Source organism: Pseudochrobactrum asaccharolyticum (assembly GCF_003314995.1).
In the GTDB taxonomy this organism is placed as follows: Bacteria; Pseudomonadota; Alphaproteobacteria; order Rhizobiales; family Rhizobiaceae; genus Pseudochrobactrum; species Pseudochrobactrum asaccharolyticum.
The window spans coordinates 28,445-42,573 of the sequence record NZ_QNRH01000010.1 but is presented as its reverse complement, the minus strand read 5'-3'; the positions used below and the strand labels follow the sequence as shown (position 1 = coordinate 42,573).

The 14,129-nt window shown below is 49.0% G+C and carries 24 protein-coding genes and 1 pseudogene; 20 read left to right on the top strand and 5 right to left on the bottom strand.

The window, feature by feature from the left end:
• Positions 1-61 precede the first annotated feature (61 nt).
• Positions 62-271 carry a hypothetical protein gene (locus tag DFR47_RS18620; protein ID WP_113946017.1) on the top strand — a complete coding sequence of 70 codons (210 nt, stop codon included), beginning with the start codon at positions 62-64 and terminating at the stop codon, positions 269-271.
• A 117-nt stretch (positions 272-388) separates the two neighbouring features.
• On the top strand, positions 389-601 hold the full coding sequence (locus tag DFR47_RS18615) for a hypothetical protein (RefSeq protein ID WP_113946016.1): 213 nt from the start codon (positions 389-391) through the stop codon (positions 599-601).
• Between the two features lie 366 nt (positions 602-967).
• On the opposite strand, the gene DFR47_RS21625 is transcribed toward DFR47_RS18615, so the two are convergent.
• Entirely contained in the window at positions 968-1,369 is a 402-nt protein-coding gene (locus tag DFR47_RS21625) for a hypothetical protein (RefSeq protein WP_147245629.1), read from the bottom strand.
• Positions 1,370-1,455: 86 nt separating this feature from the next.
• Here DFR47_RS21625 and DFR47_RS21875 point away from each other — a divergent pair, with 86 nt between their 5' ends.
• From DFR47_RS21875 to DFR47_RS18580, 7 genes are all read left to right on the top strand, one after another.
• Positions 1,456-1,674, top strand: a complete 219-nt coding sequence (locus tag DFR47_RS21875) for a hypothetical protein (protein WP_113946013.1) — start codon at positions 1,456-1,458, stop codon at positions 1,672-1,674.
• Complete coding sequence (locus DFR47_RS21870; protein WP_170137558.1) at positions 1,671-1,979, top strand: hypothetical protein; 309 nt, start codon at positions 1,671-1,673, stop codon at positions 1,977-1,979. Before DFR47_RS21875 ends, DFR47_RS21870 begins: the two co-directional genes overlap by 4 nt.
• Positions 1,972-2,280, top strand: coding sequence for a hypothetical protein (locus DFR47_RS18595; RefSeq protein WP_147245607.1), 309 nt, complete (start codon positions 1,972-1,974; stop codon positions 2,278-2,280). The genes DFR47_RS21870 and DFR47_RS18595 overlap by 8 nt, the downstream gene beginning before the upstream one ends.
• A gap of 155 nt (positions 2,281-2,435) precedes the next feature.
• On the top strand, positions 2,436-2,588 hold the full coding sequence (locus DFR47_RS21865) for a hypothetical protein (protein ID WP_170137557.1): 153 nt from the start codon (positions 2,436-2,438) through the stop codon (positions 2,586-2,588).
• A 195-nt stretch (positions 2,589-2,783) separates the two neighbouring features.
• On the top strand, positions 2,784-3,203 hold the full coding sequence (locus DFR47_RS22020) for an HNH endonuclease (protein WP_210207344.1): 420 nt from the start codon (positions 2,784-2,786) through the stop codon (positions 3,201-3,203).
• Complete coding sequence (locus tag DFR47_RS18585; protein WP_113946011.1) at positions 3,200-4,057, top strand: hypothetical protein; 858 nt, start codon at positions 3,200-3,202, stop codon at positions 4,055-4,057. Before DFR47_RS22020 ends, DFR47_RS18585 begins: the two co-directional genes overlap by 4 nt.
• Positions 4,017-4,460 (top strand): hypothetical protein, encoded by a 444-nt coding sequence (locus tag DFR47_RS18580; RefSeq protein ID WP_170137556.1) that lies wholly within the window; start codon positions 4,017-4,019, stop codon positions 4,458-4,460. Before DFR47_RS18585 ends, DFR47_RS18580 begins: the two co-directional genes overlap by 41 nt.
• On the opposite strand, the gene DFR47_RS18575 is transcribed toward DFR47_RS18580, so the two are convergent.
• Positions 4,457-5,263, bottom strand: a complete 807-nt coding sequence (locus DFR47_RS18575) for an HNH endonuclease (protein ID WP_113946009.1) — start codon at positions 5,261-5,263, stop codon at positions 4,457-4,459. The two genes, DFR47_RS18580 and DFR47_RS18575, sit on opposite strands and share 4 nt — an antisense overlap.
• A gap of 110 nt (positions 5,264-5,373) precedes the next feature.
• Between DFR47_RS18575 and DFR47_RS18570 the strand changes: the two genes are divergently transcribed.
• From DFR47_RS18570 to DFR47_RS18555, 4 genes are all read left to right on the top strand, one after another.
• Entirely contained in the window at positions 5,374-5,637 is a 264-nt protein-coding gene (locus DFR47_RS18570) for a DUF2312 domain-containing protein (RefSeq protein WP_113946008.1), read from the top strand.
• A 9-nt stretch (positions 5,638-5,646) separates the two neighbouring features.
• Entirely contained in the window at positions 5,647-6,186 is a 540-nt protein-coding gene (locus DFR47_RS18565) for a hypothetical protein (protein ID WP_113946007.1), read from the top strand.
• Between the two features lie 268 nt (positions 6,187-6,454).
• Positions 6,455-6,706, top strand: a complete 252-nt coding sequence (locus DFR47_RS18560) for a GlsB/YeaQ/YmgE family stress response membrane protein (protein ID WP_113946006.1) — start codon at positions 6,455-6,457, stop codon at positions 6,704-6,706.
• A 259-nt stretch (positions 6,707-6,965) separates the two neighbouring features.
• A complete protein-coding gene (locus tag DFR47_RS18555; protein WP_113946005.1) occupies positions 6,966-7,502 on the top strand; it encodes a lipocalin family protein in 537 nt (178 codons plus the stop codon).
• Positions 7,503-7,702: 200 nt separating this feature from the next.
• Here DFR47_RS18555 and DFR47_RS18550 read toward each other — a convergent pair whose 3' ends face one another.
• The 3 genes from DFR47_RS18550 to DFR47_RS18540 form a co-directional block, all read right to left on the bottom strand.
• Entirely contained in the window at positions 7,703-8,197 is a 495-nt protein-coding gene (locus tag DFR47_RS18550) for an MgtC/SapB family protein (RefSeq protein WP_113946004.1), read from the bottom strand.
• Between the two features lie 184 nt (positions 8,198-8,381).
• Positions 8,382-8,714 carry a hypothetical protein gene (locus tag DFR47_RS18545; protein ID WP_113946003.1) on the bottom strand — a complete coding sequence of 111 codons (333 nt, stop codon included), beginning with the start codon at positions 8,712-8,714 and terminating at the stop codon, positions 8,382-8,384.
• Positions 8,715-8,819: 105 nt separating this feature from the next.
• Positions 8,820-9,209, bottom strand: a complete 390-nt coding sequence (locus DFR47_RS18540) for a GFA family protein (protein WP_113946002.1) — start codon at positions 9,207-9,209, stop codon at positions 8,820-8,822.
• Between the two features lie 32 nt (positions 9,210-9,241).
• Between DFR47_RS18540 and DFR47_RS18535 the strand changes: the two genes are divergently transcribed.
• The 7 genes and pseudogenes from DFR47_RS18535 to DFR47_RS18515 all read left to right on the top strand — a co-directional run bounded on the left by DFR47_RS18535 (position 9,242) and on the right by DFR47_RS18515 (position 14,117).
• The gene (locus tag DFR47_RS18535; RefSeq protein WP_113946001.1) at positions 9,242-9,799 is read left to right on the top strand and encodes a terminase small subunit; all 558 of its coding nucleotides are present in this window, start codon (positions 9,242-9,244) and stop codon (positions 9,797-9,799) included.
• Positions 9,759-10,223, top strand: coding sequence for a PBSX family phage terminase large subunit (locus DFR47_RS22165; protein ID WP_281011668.1), 465 nt, complete (start codon positions 9,759-9,761; stop codon positions 10,221-10,223). Before DFR47_RS18535 ends, DFR47_RS22165 begins: the two co-directional genes overlap by 41 nt.
• A pseudogene (locus tag DFR47_RS22285) lies at positions 10,199-10,330 on the top strand (hypothetical protein); the annotation flags it as partial. The gene DFR47_RS22165 and the pseudogene DFR47_RS22285, both read left to right, overlap by 25 nt.
• Positions 10,331-10,537: 207 nt before the next feature.
• Complete coding sequence (locus DFR47_RS22160; protein WP_245416648.1) at positions 10,538-11,152, top strand: hypothetical protein; 615 nt, start codon at positions 10,538-10,540, stop codon at positions 11,150-11,152.
• Positions 11,149-12,543: an anti-CBASS protein Acb1 family protein gene (locus DFR47_RS18525; protein WP_113946000.1), complete on the top strand. Its 1,395-nt coding sequence runs from the start codon at positions 11,149-11,151 to the stop codon at positions 12,541-12,543. Before DFR47_RS22160 ends, DFR47_RS18525 begins: the two co-directional genes overlap by 4 nt.
• Positions 12,544-12,546: 3 nt before the next feature.
• Complete coding sequence (locus DFR47_RS18520; RefSeq protein WP_113945999.1) at positions 12,547-13,662, top strand: hypothetical protein; 1,116 nt, start codon at positions 12,547-12,549, stop codon at positions 13,660-13,662.
• A 2-nt stretch (positions 13,663-13,664) separates the two neighbouring features.
• On the top strand, positions 13,665-14,117 hold the full coding sequence (locus DFR47_RS18515; protein ID WP_113945998.1) for a hypothetical protein: 453 nt from the start codon (positions 13,665-13,667) through the stop codon (positions 14,115-14,117).
• Positions 14,118-14,129 lie beyond the last annotated feature (12 nt).

The window sequence follows — 14,129 nt, the reverse complement described above, 5'->3', positions numbered from 1 at the left end:
ACTAGGTGGCCGGCACTGTGATCTCTCTTGTTTCAGTCATAGAGGTTGCTAAAAACGCTGTATGGAATTTATTTTACTGACCCCGGCGTTTTATCCAGAGATTACGATCATTGTTATAATCGCACTTATAGGTGCAGGAGCTTTGTGCCCATTGCGCACCGGTGGGCGGGTTTTGCTGTTTTTATTGGCTGCTGGTCTTATCTACTTGCTGGTAGCTGGTCAGGCTTTGATAGAGGCGGTGGGTGAGATACTGAATTTATTTGGGTTTTAGCGGTACTAGCAGGGTGTAAGACAGCGCAGGCTTGGACTGTGTGCGACACAAACCACTGACGTATTTCACTATACTCCGAGATCGGATGTTAGGCGTTAATCCCCTGCGGAGATATGTATGAAGAAGCTTTATATCGCTGTAATCGCTACCGGCCTATTTGTGACTGGCGCTGCGTTATTGATAGCATTGGTTGCGCTTTCCGATGCTTCTTATCGCTGTCCGGGCATTCAGTGCAGTGATGCGATGTTTGTTGGTGTCGGCGGCGCTGTATTAGCGCTGATCGGTATTGTAATTGCTGTGTTTGGCTTTCGACGCTTTAAAGCCGCCTAGGTATCCTATCGTATATGAACCGTCACAATTGAGTGCATGGCGTCTATTTGTGCTCCCCAAACCTCAACTCCACCACATCTAGTGCGTCCTTAATAGTCCGTTAAAAATCTGTTCGCTTGTGTTAAATCGTTCTTGCTATGTTCTCATTTTGTGAAATGATAAGCGCTTGCGGGAAGCGAGATTCTTGCAAGTGCAGTTAGCGTGTTGTGAGAGGTTATCCACGGAGTTGGTGAATGATTAAGTTTGCTCGCATCCAAAAAGGAAAAGAAGCTGATAAGCTGGAATTGCTCCGTGTAGCTACGCTCAATGGCGGCCTGCTGGCGGCTATGAGAAAGGTCGATTTCCAAGCTAAGGAGTTAGCTGAATCTATGGCTTTGGCTCACGGTGGGGAGTGGCGAGCTCAAGTTGATCACCAGAGGATGACTGTTCTTGTTTGGAAGGCTGACGATTGATGACTGTATCGATCACCGAGAACACAACTTCCACGCCGCGCTGATCCAGACCTTCAATCCGGTGCAGGGTTTGGAGGATTTCTTTATCCCCGCGGATGGGCGATTTATCTTGATCGCCACCCCACAGTACATATCCAAGATTCAGACCAAGCTCCGCTGCCAACTTGAGAACTTTATCAATACTGGGGGATTTATCGGTATTGCGCAGCTCGTTAACTGTGTTCACGCCAAGGCCAACCGCCAAGCTGATGGCTCGGTCGGATCTAGGGTCTTCATCAACAGCCTTTAATAGGCGGGTTTTCCAGTTTTCTACCATGTCTTGTTTTTATCATATGCACGGAAAAGCGTGTGCACGTAGTTGCGTGTATTGCATATGCACGCGATTGCGTGTATATCGTATTTATGAGCAAGAAACTTCTCGAAGAAATTGAAGCTTTTCTATCTGAGACCGGAACTGGCACCTTTCGCTTTGGGATCAAAGCGGCCAAAAACGGACGTCTAATTGAAAGGCTCCGTGCAGGCGGCAGAGTGTGGCCAGAAACAGAAATCGAAGTCCGCGCATATATGCGACTGGAGCGAGATAAACTGTCACATCCAAAGAAAAAGGATCGCGCAGCATGAGCCCCGCGACCCCATTAATCAGTTTCATATCACCGGTTACTCCTCCCACCGGTGAGGCCGAGGCGGTTTTTCTCTTCCCTCTGATCGTCTCGGCCATCAATTCCCGTCCTTTGGCGGTGTATCTGCGCATGCCTGTTTTTGTTCAATATGCGCAGCGCAATCTTTCCCACTGGCTCCATGCACTGGTTGCTCCGGTTTCGTCTCAAGTCGTCACTGATTTGAAACGTAACAAAGGAGCCACCCATGAACGTGGGAATTTCATCCAAGAACGTGGATTTTTCAGCCAAGGAGCCGACGATGACTGATGTCGATATGGCCGCTTCTCTGCTGGACGAAATCATTGGTCAGCGCGGTGTTCGCGAAACGATCAAGTCCATGCTGGAACGGGCGTATTCAGATTTGAGTAAGCGCAACGGTGCGTGGACGCGCCGCAGAGTGAGGGCTGTCTTCAACAAAGAAGCTAGCAGGATTGAAAACAGAGAAATCGAAGAAATGAAGGCAATCCTCGATGGGAGAAGAAAACAAGCCGCATATCGCGCCGAAACCGCCCGTATTGCTGCGATGGCTGTCATTCAGCCGGCGGCACAAGATCGCCGTCAGTTTTAGAACTTGGGCTGCAGGTGCAGCTGAATGGATTTGCCCGGAGTTGAGAGAATGACAGAGGAATTGAAAATACCGCATTTCGTTAAGCCAGCTCTTACCCGTCTCAGTCAGGGGGGGGGGCGCTCGTTCGACAATCCTCGACTTCGGAGGAAGCAGCGGTGAAGGGTAATGGATACATCTATTTCACACATCCTGATGGTAAGGCAGTTAGCTTTGCATCTGCGCTTTGGCTTATTGCCAACGCGATGGTTATTCCATCGGGTGATGATCTGTTCGGTGGCACTCAAACTTATCGGGTGCCGCATGTCTGAACGCATATCTCACTCTGATATGGCCTTTGCTATGCAGAAGATGCTGTACAGCAAGGAGCTATGAGTGAAAACGCATGGAGCAGGTAAAGCTCCGCGTCCTTCGCATGAAGTCGAGGAGCAGCGCAGCCTTTGTGATGCTCTACGGCAAGCTGTGTCCGATTACTCTGCTGCGGCTTCCAGAGACAGGAGCGCGGCATGAGTTTTCAGGCAATGGCATCTATAGGCGATAGAATGGAATGTCGTATATGCGGCAAGGAAGTCATCGCTGAGTTTGTTTACCATTTTAGGGGCGCTTGCGGTTCCTGTGTGAGGCGATTGGCTCATGAGTATTCGATGGCGCACTCTGGCGTCCCTGTTTTTGGCTTCTCAACGGATGACGAGATGGCCGAGCACAGTAAGCGGATGACCCCTCATTACAGAAAATCACCAATCCCGTCCAAATTGCGCAAAGAAATTTTGGAGCGAGACGCCTATCGCTGCAAAAAATGCGGCAGCCATCATGATCTCCACGTTGATCACATATTCCCGGAAAGCAGAGGGGGTAAGGCCGTATTAGAAAACCTTCAAACCCTTTGCGCGCCCTGCAATATAGCTAAAGGAGCCAGCATAGAATGAGTAACCTTCAATGGTTCCGTCTTTATCATCGGGTTATCGATGACGAGAAAATCCGTCTTCTGGCCTTTGAAGATCGTTGGCACTTCGTTGCATTGATGTGTCTTAAGGCTGATGGCCTGCTGGATGATGAGGAAAGCAGCCTAAAGCAGCGCAAGATTGCTGTTAAGCTCGGCGTGCAAGCGCGTGAACTGGATGAGATCAAACGTCGTCTTTTTGAGGTTGGCTTAGTTGACGAAAACATGAGCCCGATGGCTTGGGATGAATTGCAGTATCGTAGCGATAGCAGCACAGATCGAGTTAGAAAATATCGAGAGAAAACAAAGCGCAACCGTAATGAAACATCATGTAACGTTACAGTAACGCCCCAAGATACAGATACAGATACAGATATTACTTCTTCACTACGTTCAGAAGTTAAGGCGCGAGCGCCCGAAAAAGCATCTGCTCAAAGCGAATTGATGAAGGTCTTAGATCAGGATCACGCCAAGGCTGTTATCGATCACCGCAAAGCGCTCAAGAAACCGCTCACTCCGCATGCCGCCAAACTTTTGGCAGCTCAATTTTTCAAATGCCCAGATCCGAACGCTGCAGCTGATGCAATGATCGAGAACTGTTGGCAGGGCTTCAAGCCTGAATGGCTGCAGAACCGGCAGCAGGCAGCGCAACAGCGCGCCAGTCCGGCCAGCCGCAAATTAACCCACACCGATATCTGGGCTGATGCCCTGCGTGAAGAAGGGATCCTCCCGAATGAACCAGTTAGCCACAGCACAGACATACTCGATGAAGGTTACGGAAACCGACATCAAGAAAGCAATGTACATCCTCTCCGTATTGCCAGCTCGGGGCGCTACTGATCCGAACCTGACCCGTGGTGTTTATCTCAAGGCGCTGGAAGGCGTGACCCGTCACAGTCTGGAAGTTGCCACTGATAACATCATCAAAGGCCATTCGAGCCTTGAGCATGGTTTTATGCCGTCACCGCCAGAGCTTCGCCGTGAGTGCGAGCGAGTGATGAAGCCCATCAATGACAGTGCGCGATATGTACGAGAAGTTGATCAGGCAAGGGCAGAAGCTAAAGGCCGTAAGCACAGCAGTCCGGTTGATGCGACCAGAAACCGAGACATTCTCGCGGTGAATATCGATCACGGCACATGGACAACCACGGGCAAGCGAACATTCCCAGATGGTTCACTGTGGGAAGCTAAGACAGGCACAATTTATGGACCTAAACAATCAGTCAATGGTGCCCCATGTTAACTTTTCGCAACCTCGATTGCTTTCATTTTAACGGCGAGCCTATCGTTATAGGTAATTCCATCTGCCCCAGAATGAACACGTCTATGACAGTTCGGACAAAGTGCGATAACGTATTTTGGGTTATCGGGGCCGCCGTCCGTAAGGCGTCTAATATGATGTGGCTCCAGGTATGGAATACCATTAGGGCGCTTAAATGGAGCAGGAAGACCACAACCTTCGCAATTACCATTAGATCTGGCTACAACATAGTCTCTCACATGACGGCTACGTTCATAAACAGTTGTGGTAGTGCTGCTTTTGCTGGGAGCCATACTCGCAGAAGCGAACGCTTTTTTTCGCAACTCTTCTATGTTCAATGTTTGCAATTCTTGAAGTTCAACAGTTTCAAGAACGTTGCTCATAGGGCGGAGCTCGAACACTATTGCATCCCTAAGTGTGCCTTCACGATCTGGTGCTTTTTCGGTGTGGTGAGCCTCGCAAATAAACTCATCCTCAAAACGCAGTCCCTGTTTTGTTTTCGCGAAAAGCAGCAGACTTTTGCCATTCGACGAGTGGTTGGCAATAGCTGCATTGCCTTTATGCATCTGCATGTTTCCAATTTGGCCTTCGCCAAAGTACTCGAAAACACCATCCGTGCGCCAGCGATCCGCATAACCATGCTCCTCACCAGCTTCGCCGGTGATAATAATTACAAGCGCATGTTTAGCAGGGGTAATGATCCCTCCCTGCTGTTGGCCTTGATAGCGACCGTGAATATCAGTGCGTCGATTGTAAATGCGGCCGCGTTCGTAATTCCACGACATGATTCCACCCCCGTTAGATCTACTCAATCAAAATGAATGGATTAATCAACCTCCGTTTTGAAATATTCCTAATAAATTGAAATCATTAAATATAATGGAGAATTATCATAATGAATGATGACATTACAGGTGACAGCGCACAAGCGATAGCTGTTGGACAGTTGCGTGCTTTCATCGAGCGTATTGAACGCCTTGAAGAAGAAAAGGGCACTATCAGTGATGATATCAAAGAGGTTTTCGCAGAGCTGAAAGGTTCTGGCTTTGACACAAAAGCTGTTCGCGCAATCATCCGCGCTCGTAAGAAAGAAGCCCATGAACGTCAGGAAGAAGAAGCGATGATCCAGCTTTATATGGACGCGTTGGGAATGGCTTAAGGAAACAAAATGGCTGCACCATCTAAAGAACAGCGAAAAGCTATCTCCCGCGGGGAGGTGGGAACCCTTAAATCTGATATTCGAGTGCATCGTGTTCCGAACCCGTTTTACTCGCCAGATCATTCAGGCGAGAGCTGGAATCCACCGAAGATCAAAGCCTATGTGAATATCAAGGAGAGCGCTGTGGGCACTCTTTATTCACGTGGCCACATAAATGATGCGCAATGGGCGGCAGCAGGGCGGTTCCGGCAATATTGGGAGCGCTCAGGTGCGAAAGGTACGGTTGCTATCGATTATGGTCGTGAGCAGGTCGACGGCGGCAGGGGCATCGACCCGCTGCCGGACAGCATGATTGATGCGGTGCAGCGGCTCAATGAGTGTAAGCCGGTGCTTGGCCGAAAAGCCTTCGATCTGATGATCAAGGTCGTCGGGCAGGGCATGGAGATTTCAGACATAGCTACGACACAGCGCGAGAAGACCACCTATAGCGACTATGTGAAAGACGGTCTTGATGCGCTGGCTGTGCATTGGGGATATAAAACACACTAAGTAGTTGCCCGCTTAAGCGGAATATACTATATTTTGTATTATGGTGATTTGCGTTTAACGCGAAATCCGATTTGTGAGGCAGCTTAAAGGCTGCCTTTTTTGTTATAGGCTGATTGAATCAATAAGCTAGGGCATCCCTGTCACAATGCGAAGCAGCCAATAAAAGGCGACTAGAATATCTAATATATCCATTACTAAACCTCACTACTTGATGGAAGAACTTATCGCCCTAATTCGTTAGATATCACCTAATAGAATGGAGGGTTATATGGGCGACGCGGGAATTGGTTGGATTGCTGCAATTATTATCGGCGGCTTGGCTGGTTGGATCGCTTCAAACTTTATGAAGAGCGATACAGGTATTTTTCTCAATATCATATTGGGAATAATTGGCGCTTCTATAGCCAGTTTTCTGTTTGGGCTCGTCGGAGTTTCATTCGGTGGTTGGCTTGGCTATCTTGTAGCTGGTTTTGTAGGCGCCTGCATACTCATTTGGGGCGGCAGGCTAATCAGATCGTAAATGATCATCAAACGCTTGAAAGAAGCCCCGCTATGGCGGGGTTTCTATTTGAATAACAAAATGACGACGACAAATGCCTGGATGAACACTAAAAAACACATTCCTGAGAGTGTCCGTTGTCATTGGTTCAATCTGTTCGCAGCGCGATTCAATACGAATAAATCACACAGAAATAATGCTTTCTTTTTTATTTCCAAATGTAGATTGCGGAACTCTCAACACCCATATGCGTTCACAATATAACTGACAGGAGTTTGTTATGAGCGCTAAAAAGCTATTACTGGCTGCACTTGGTATATTCGCAGGATATAAGTTATATAAAGCAGGTAATCCTCAAATTCCTGACAATGTAACGCCTGTCACGGGTTTCGAGCTAAACCGATATCTCGGGAAGTGGTTTGAGGTTGCTCGTGTAGATAACCGTTTTGAAAAAGGCTTGATTAAAACCACGGCCGAATACACGCTTAACGGCGATGGCACTGTGAATGTATTGAATAGCGGTATCGACGAGATATCAGGCAGACATAAACGAGCTTCAGGAACTGCCGTTTTTGTGCGAAATGAGCACGAGGGGGCGCTCAAAGTTTCTTTCTTCGGTCCGTTCTATGGTGGTTATAATATCGTAGATCTGGATGAGGATTATCGCTGGGCTATTATCGTTGGCTCAAGCCCTAAATATTTTTGGGTTTTATCACGCACAGCAGAGGTTCCAGAGGAATTGAAGGAGCGAGCGATTAAGGTTGCTTCAGAGGTAGGAGTAGTGTCTGGCAATCTGAAGTGGGTACAGCAGAATTAAGAAATTTGCCTGTATCCTTGTTTAGAACACAATCGCTATCTATATAGATTTCATAGACGTTGCTATGCAGCGCGTTTCTCACAGCGCTCGCAAACGTCTTCATCAATTTAAACCTTTGACCACGGATGTACTGGCACTGGAAATTAAATGATGAGTAGGAAGGTCGGTGCAGAGTTGCCCCGGCCTTTTTTATTGCCTGTTTAATCCAAGGTTTTAGGATTAGAACCGCCTGCATCAATATCGGTGTGAGATTTTCCGTTAGAGAACATCCACAAAGTGAGCAGGGCAAAAATCACGATTATTATCGCAACATCAAAAGTTCCCATGGCACATGCAATACCAACTGCGCCGGTTGCCCATAGACTTGCAGCTGTTGCCGTGCCTTTAACTGAAGTGCTTAATCGCAGAATAGCACCGCCACCAATAAAGCCCATGCCGGTAATGACCCCTTCAATAATCCTTGCTTGGGCTTCAGGATTGCCATTTGCAATTCCCTCGGTTGCTTGAACAAAACCACAACTAGCTACCGCGACTAAAGGAAATGTTCGAAGCCCGGCACTTCGTTCCTCTTGCTCACGGTGCCAGCCTATAGGTAATGCTAAAATATATGCTGCAGCCAAAGCGATAATATGCGGCCATACATTAAAATTGTCGGCGCTCAGAGTTGACGTAAGCGCGGCTTGAAATGTTTCCATACTTTGCCTCTTGTAACTATCACTTGAGGATGAAAACGTTGAACGACAACATATGTTCCAAAATGGTAGTAGGCGAAGTTCCTCCAAATGGCCGGGTTATGCTGCTGTTCTTTATGGTATGTAGCATATGCCCATTTCTATCTCCTCAGCAGAGGGGATTGATGTAAGGGAATGCATTTCGTTATCAGCGGTTTGAAAAGAGATTTCTCTGTGCCTGATTGATCAGTGTTTCATCCCAATCGGTTTCTCTTTTGGATTGTGGTATGTATTCCTTACGATGATCGTTGTCGAAAAATAAGGTTCCGTGAATTCCCATTGCATCGCGCTTTCGGACTGGGCGCTCCCAGATGCGCCCTAGTATCAAGCTGGCGGGATCATCGCCAAGTCGAGCAAAGAAATCCTCAACCAGTTCTATATCTTGCTCGTTAGGGAATATTGAGCGGTACTCTTCCTCGGTTGCTTGGAAGATGCTGTAAGTGGCGTTAATTGCACCGTCTATAATCTGAATATTTTTCATGGGTACATATTTGCATCTAAATGCCGAGTTGACAAACGCCAGCCTTCACCGGCAAAAGGATAACTCATGACGCCGGATCGCGTTAAACAGATTGTGGCTTAACGTTTATTCAGAGCGAGATGTATCATCACGGTTTCGCTCGTATTGTTTAAGGTCTGGGAAGACTGGCAGCCAAGATTCACGTCTTATCGTCCATAACTCATAGCCTGGTGTGAACTGATCTGGTGCATCGAATGAGCCTAAGTTCACTTCGATCTCATCATTGCTTATTCCAAATACAGAAGAACCGCACTGAGGGCAGAAGTGTCGTCCGTTATAGTGTTTCGTGTTGCCGGTAACTGTAACTGCTTCAACCGGAAATATCGCAGAAGCATGAAACAGCGCACCATGATGTTTACGGCAGTCCATACAGTGGCAGATGCCTACACGGTACGGAGTGCCTGATGCTTCAAGCCTTACATTCCCGCAAAGACAACCTCCGGTGAAATGGTTCATTTTAACCTCCCTGTTTGTTTAGGAATTGAACTGTGAAACTGACAGCTAAGCAAGAGCGTTTCGTCTCAGAATATCTGATTGACTTAAACGCGACACAGGCAGCGATACGCGCCGGATACAGTGAGAGGACGGCAGAGCAGCAGGGTTATCAGCTACTTCAGAAAACTTCAGTCGCAGAAGCAATTTCAAAAGCCCAAAACAAGACTGCCACTAAGCTCGAAATCACCAAAGAGCGTATAATCGAGGAATTGGCAAAGATTGCGTTTGCTGACATGCGCAAAGCGGTAAAATGGGGCCCTACACAAAACACGAAAGAGATGATCGATGGTACTGTCGTTGTTTCATCCGGCGTTACGCTGATTGATAGCAATGAGATAGACGATGATACCGCTGCCGCTGTCTCTGAGGTTGCTAACACCCGTGAAGGCGTCAAGATCAAGCTACACGATAAAAAATCAGCCTTGGTTGATCTGGCCAAGATGCTTGGCTTCATGGTCGAGAAGCATGAACACACCGGCAAGGATGGCAAGCCGATAGAGGTTAAGACACTTGCAGACTTCTACACCAACCCTCAATCCGGCACTTCGTGATTTCTGGCTGACACCGGCACGTAACCGTGTTCTCTATGGCGGGCGTTCAAGTTCTAAGTCATGGGATGCCGCAGGGTTTGCAGTCTATCTGGCCACACAGTGTAATATCCGTGTTCTGTGTGCCCGCCAGTTTCAGAACAAGATTGCAGAGAGCGTCTATACGCTTCTCAAAATTCAGATCAGCCGCTTTGGTCTGACTAATCAGTTCGTCATCACTGAGAACACCATCCGGCATAAAGTGACCGGTGCGGAGTTCATGTTCTATGGTCTTTGGCGTCATATCGATGAAATCAAGTCGCTGGAAAGCATCGACATATGTTGGATCGAGGAAGCACATAATCTCACGCAAGAACAGTGGGACATTCTGGAGCCGACGCTTCGTAAGGAAGGCTCACAGTTCTGGATCATCTTCAATCCACGCTGACAACAGATTTTGTCTATAAGCGGTTTGTACGCAATACTCCGCCGGATACGATTAAGCGGCACATCAACTTCAACGAAAACCCGTTTCTGTCTCAGACCATTCTCAAGGTCATTGAGGCTAAGCAGGCAGAGGATGAAGAAGAGTTCCGGCATATCTATCTGGGTGAGCCGTTAGAGGATGACGAGGCGGTTATCATCCGTCGTTCCTGGATACTGGCAGCAGTTGATGCTCATAAGAAACTGGGCATTGAGCCTAAGGGTATACGGCGTATTGGTTTTGACGTTGCTGACAGCGGCAATGATAAATGCGCGACGGTGGCAGCTGATGGCTTTCTGGCCATGCAGGTGGACGAATGGAAGGCGAGAGAGGATGAACTTCTCAAATCTGCCGGCCGTGTTCATGCCCTGGCACGAGAGCTAGATGCCGAAATTGACTATGACAGTATCGGGGTCGGAGCCTTCGCCGGTGCGCATTTTCAGGCACTGAATACTGAGCATGAGGTGAGGATCGGTTATTTCCGGTTTAATGCCGGCGCCGCTGTTTTAAATCCTGATGCGCAGGTTGATCCGGATGATCCTAAATCGTCGAAGAACAAAGACTTCTATGCCAACCTTAAAGCACAGGCGTGGTGGAGCGTCTCAAAGAGGTTTCGCAATACTTATAACGCGGTGACCAAAGGAGAGGTCTTTGATGAGGACGACCTGATCGCGATCTCGAGCGATTGTGAGCATCTGGACGGTCTCATTGATGAACTTTCTATCCCGCGCAAAGATTTTGATAACTCCGGCCGGTCAAAGGTTGAGAGTAAGAAGGATCTCGAGAAACGCGATGTGCCTTCTCCCAATAAGGCAGATGCATTTGTAATGGCCTTCGCACCTCGTGATAAGGCTCCGTCCGCTGGCATGTTCCTGACTAAGAGGCACCGATGAATGTAATCCGAGCTATGGCAAATGCTGCAGCACGACGCCTTGATGTGATGTTTCCCGGATACTTTATGGCGGCCAAACATAATCACTACAGGGATTTCGGCTATCCGGATAAAGTCACCTTCGACATGCTCTATGCCATGTATACACGCAATGGCATTGCAGCAGCTGCCGTTGATAAGACCATTCTGAAAACATGGCAGGATGTTCCGTTTCTACAGGAGCAGCAGCGTGATGGCACACAAGGCGCACATACCAAGGAGACGAAAGCTGAAGGAGAGATCCGGCAACGATTTGAAGATCTGCGGCTATGGTCGCGTATTGCCGAGACTGACCGGCGTTCACTGGTCGGATCGTATTCCGGTCTGATCTTGCGGCTTGCTGACGGCAAGACTTTCGATATGCCGGTTGACCGTGTGCCGGGAGGACTTGCAGGACTGGTTGAGGTTATCCCTGCTTGGGAAGGCCAGCTGGCTGTATCCGAATGGGACACAGATCAAACCAGTGGCACCTACGGCGAATCGAAGATGTTTCAGTTCAATGAAGCCAGCGTCGGCGATGATATCCGCCAGCCAAGACAATTCATGCTGCATCCGGATCGTGTGATCATCTGGTCTCGGGATGGCACATTTGACTGCAAGTCACTTCTCGAAGCCGGCTATAATGACTTGATGACTTTGGAAAAGGTTAGCGGTGCAGGCGGTGAAGGTTTCTGGAAGAATGCCAAATCCGCACCGGTGCTGGAAGTTGATCCGGAAGCAAAAATTGACGAAATGGCACGGGCAATGGGGTTGCCGGTTGAGGAACTTGTAGACCGCATGAATGAGCAGGTCGAAGATTGGCAGAAGGGCTTTGACAAGCTTCTGATGATTCAAGGCATGCAGGCCAAGAGCCTGAGTGTGACGCTACCAAGTCCTGAACATTTCTTTGCCATTGCTCTGCAATCCTTTGCTGCCTCGATCACGATGCCGGTTAAAATCCTTGTTGGTTCGCAGACCGGCGAGCGTGCCAGCACTGAGGACGCGACCGAATGGTCACAGACCAATATGGCACGGCGTAATAACACTGTTCGGCCGAACATTATGGAGCTTGTGAACCGCCTTGAACGGTTCCGGATTCTTCCTGAGCGCGACTGGTATCTTGATTGGTCGGATCTGACTGAGGCGTCCATGTCTGAAAAGATCGACCGTGTGACTAAGATGGCCGATACCAACCAGAAAATGCAGGGAACAGGCGAACTGGTATTTACCGGCGACGAAATGCGCGAAGTGCTTGGCAAAGAGCCTTTGACAGATGAGCAGCGCTATCCCGACCCCGTTGGCGGCAATGACAACGATGAGTTTGATACACCTCCAATAGTTGTCCCGCCGGTTGATACTGAAATCGAGGACTAATTAATGAAAACAGTTCGGGTGAATATCCGCACACTGGCTAACGCCGGTGCGATTAGACGTGAGAAAAGGAACGGTCGTGATGTTGTGATCGTGCCGTCCGCAACCCTGCCGGACAATATCGTGATGAACAGCATCATGTATCCGGCAGAAGAAATCGAAAAGAGCTTCTCCGGCCTTGAAAGAACGCCTGCACCGCTCGGTCACCCTACTATCAATGGTAAGTTTGTCTCTGCGCGTGATCCGGAAGGCATCAACCTCGGTCATATCGGGGCTTGGAATGAGAATGTCCGCCGTGAGAATGGGCGCGTACTGCTGGATAAGGTGATCGATATTGAGGTTGCCAACCGTTCAGAGGGCGGCAAGCGTGTTCTGGAGGCGATTGATAAAGGCGAGCCGGTTCACACATCAACCGGTCTGCTGGCGCTCCTCGCAGCCGCCAATGGTGATGTCGCATACAAGCATATCGCCCGCTCCCTTGAGTTCGACCATGACGCTATCCTGCTCGATGAGCCGGGAGCGGCCACGCCTGAGCAAGGCGTTGGAATGCTCGTTAACTCCAATGGTGAAGCGCAGGAAATCGAAGTTATCAACTCTGCCGTCGATCAGGCCGACATTGAACTCGATTGGGCAGTGGATTCACTCGCCCGTGCATTGGAACGCCGCCAAAAGGCGACAGTTCTGGATCGTATGAAATCCGTCATCATGGAAGCCTTTGGCTTTACTGAGCGGGAACCCTCTACAAACAGAAAGGAAGACGACATGTCTGTCTCTAAAGAGCAGTTTGACGCACTTTCCGCGAAGGTTGAAACCCTCTCGGAAGGATTTGCCAATATTGGCACTACCGTAGGTGATGCAGTGGCAAATGCCGTTAAGCCATTGGTAGATGCGCAAAATACGGCACTGGAAAACCAGAAGGCCAAGGACGACGCCGAAAAAGCGGGTCTGGTTGAAAAGGTGGTTAAGGCCAATCTGCTGACAGAAGCCGTGGCAAACAGCCTGAGTATTGAAGCGCTTAAAGAACTAGCTCCAAGAGCAGAGCCGGGCAAGGCCGCGCCACTCAACAGTCAGTACAAGCCAAACGCTGAAAAGCAGGGCTTTAAAGTTCCGGAAGGAGAATAAGCATGGCTCGATATAACAAGATTTTTGCAGGTCCGTTCACTGAGGCTACACCACAGGTACATGAAAGCATTGTCGCCGCTGCGACTTTGCCGGGGCTGGCCGTTGTTTTCAATACAACTGGTGGTTTTTCCATTGCTGGTGCCTCAACCAATGATGCTGTTTTCATCGCTCAGGACAATTATCTGACGCTGAAAGGCGTGGATGATGAATGGAAAGCCGGTGACCGCATGATTGGCATGGCAATGCTGGATGTGCAGCTTTTTAATGTTCGCGTGCCAACTGGTCAGAACATCGCTAAGGGCGCGAAGCTGACCACCAATGCAACAGGGCGCTTTGTCCTCGCTGCTTCTGGTGATCGTATCATCGCAACTGCGGAGGAAGCATTCAACAATACAACAGGATCGGATCAGCTTGTGCGCGTGCGTGCAGCTAAAAGCCATCTGGCCGCGGCATAAGGGAGTTTCACG

Bases quoted from the DNA above. Each gene is read 5' to 3' on its own strand.
- DFR47_RS18620 (WP_113946017.1), top strand. From the start codon at position 62: ATGGAATTTATTTTACTGACCCCGGCGTTTTATCCAGAGATTACGATC.
- DFR47_RS18615 (WP_113946016.1), top strand. From the start codon at position 389: ATGAAGAAGCTTTATATCGCTGTAATCGCTACCGGCCTATTTGTGACT.
- DFR47_RS21625 (WP_147245629.1), bottom strand. From the start codon at position 1,369: ATGGTAGAAAACTGGAAAACCCGCCTATTAAAGGCTGTTGATGAAGAC.
- DFR47_RS21875 (WP_113946013.1), top strand. From the start codon at position 1,456: ATGAGCAAGAAACTTCTCGAAGAAATTGAAGCTTTTCTATCTGAGACC.
- DFR47_RS21870 (WP_170137558.1), top strand. From the start codon at position 1,671: ATGAGCCCCGCGACCCCATTAATCAGTTTCATATCACCGGTTACTCCT.
- DFR47_RS18595 (WP_147245607.1), top strand. From the start codon at position 1,972: ATGACTGATGTCGATATGGCCGCTTCTCTGCTGGACGAAATCATTGGT.
- DFR47_RS22020 (WP_210207344.1), top strand. From the start codon at position 2,784: ATGAGTTTTCAGGCAATGGCATCTATAGGCGATAGAATGGAATGTCGT.
- DFR47_RS18585 (WP_113946011.1), top strand. From the start codon at position 3,200: ATGAGTAACCTTCAATGGTTCCGTCTTTATCATCGGGTTATCGATGAC.
- DFR47_RS18580 (WP_170137556.1), top strand. From the start codon at position 4,017: ATGTACATCCTCTCCGTATTGCCAGCTCGGGGCGCTACTGATCCGAAC.
- DFR47_RS18575 (WP_113946009.1), bottom strand. From the start codon at position 5,263: ATGTCGTGGAATTACGAACGCGGCCGCATTTACAATCGACGCACTGAT.
- DFR47_RS18570 (WP_113946008.1), top strand. From the start codon at position 5,374: ATGAATGATGACATTACAGGTGACAGCGCACAAGCGATAGCTGTTGGA.
- DFR47_RS18565 (WP_113946007.1), top strand. From the start codon at position 5,647: ATGGCTGCACCATCTAAAGAACAGCGAAAAGCTATCTCCCGCGGGGAG.
- DFR47_RS18560 (WP_113946006.1), top strand. From the start codon at position 6,455: ATGGGCGACGCGGGAATTGGTTGGATTGCTGCAATTATTATCGGCGGC.
- DFR47_RS18555 (WP_113946005.1), top strand. From the start codon at position 6,966: ATGAGCGCTAAAAAGCTATTACTGGCTGCACTTGGTATATTCGCAGGA.
- DFR47_RS18550 (WP_113946004.1), bottom strand. From the start codon at position 8,197: ATGGAAACATTTCAAGCCGCGCTTACGTCAACTCTGAGCGCCGACAAT.
- DFR47_RS18545 (WP_113946003.1), bottom strand. From the start codon at position 8,714: ATGAAAAATATTCAGATTATAGACGGTGCAATTAACGCCACTTACAGC.
- DFR47_RS18540 (WP_113946002.1), bottom strand. From the start codon at position 9,209: ATGAACCATTTCACCGGAGGTTGTCTTTGCGGGAATGTAAGGCTTGAA.
- DFR47_RS18525 (WP_113946000.1), top strand. From the start codon at position 11,149: ATGAATGTAATCCGAGCTATGGCAAATGCTGCAGCACGACGCCTTGAT.
- DFR47_RS18520 (WP_113945999.1), top strand. From the start codon at position 12,547: ATGAAAACAGTTCGGGTGAATATCCGCACACTGGCTAACGCCGGTGCG.
- DFR47_RS18515 (WP_113945998.1), top strand. From the start codon at position 13,665: ATGGCTCGATATAACAAGATTTTTGCAGGTCCGTTCACTGAGGCTACA.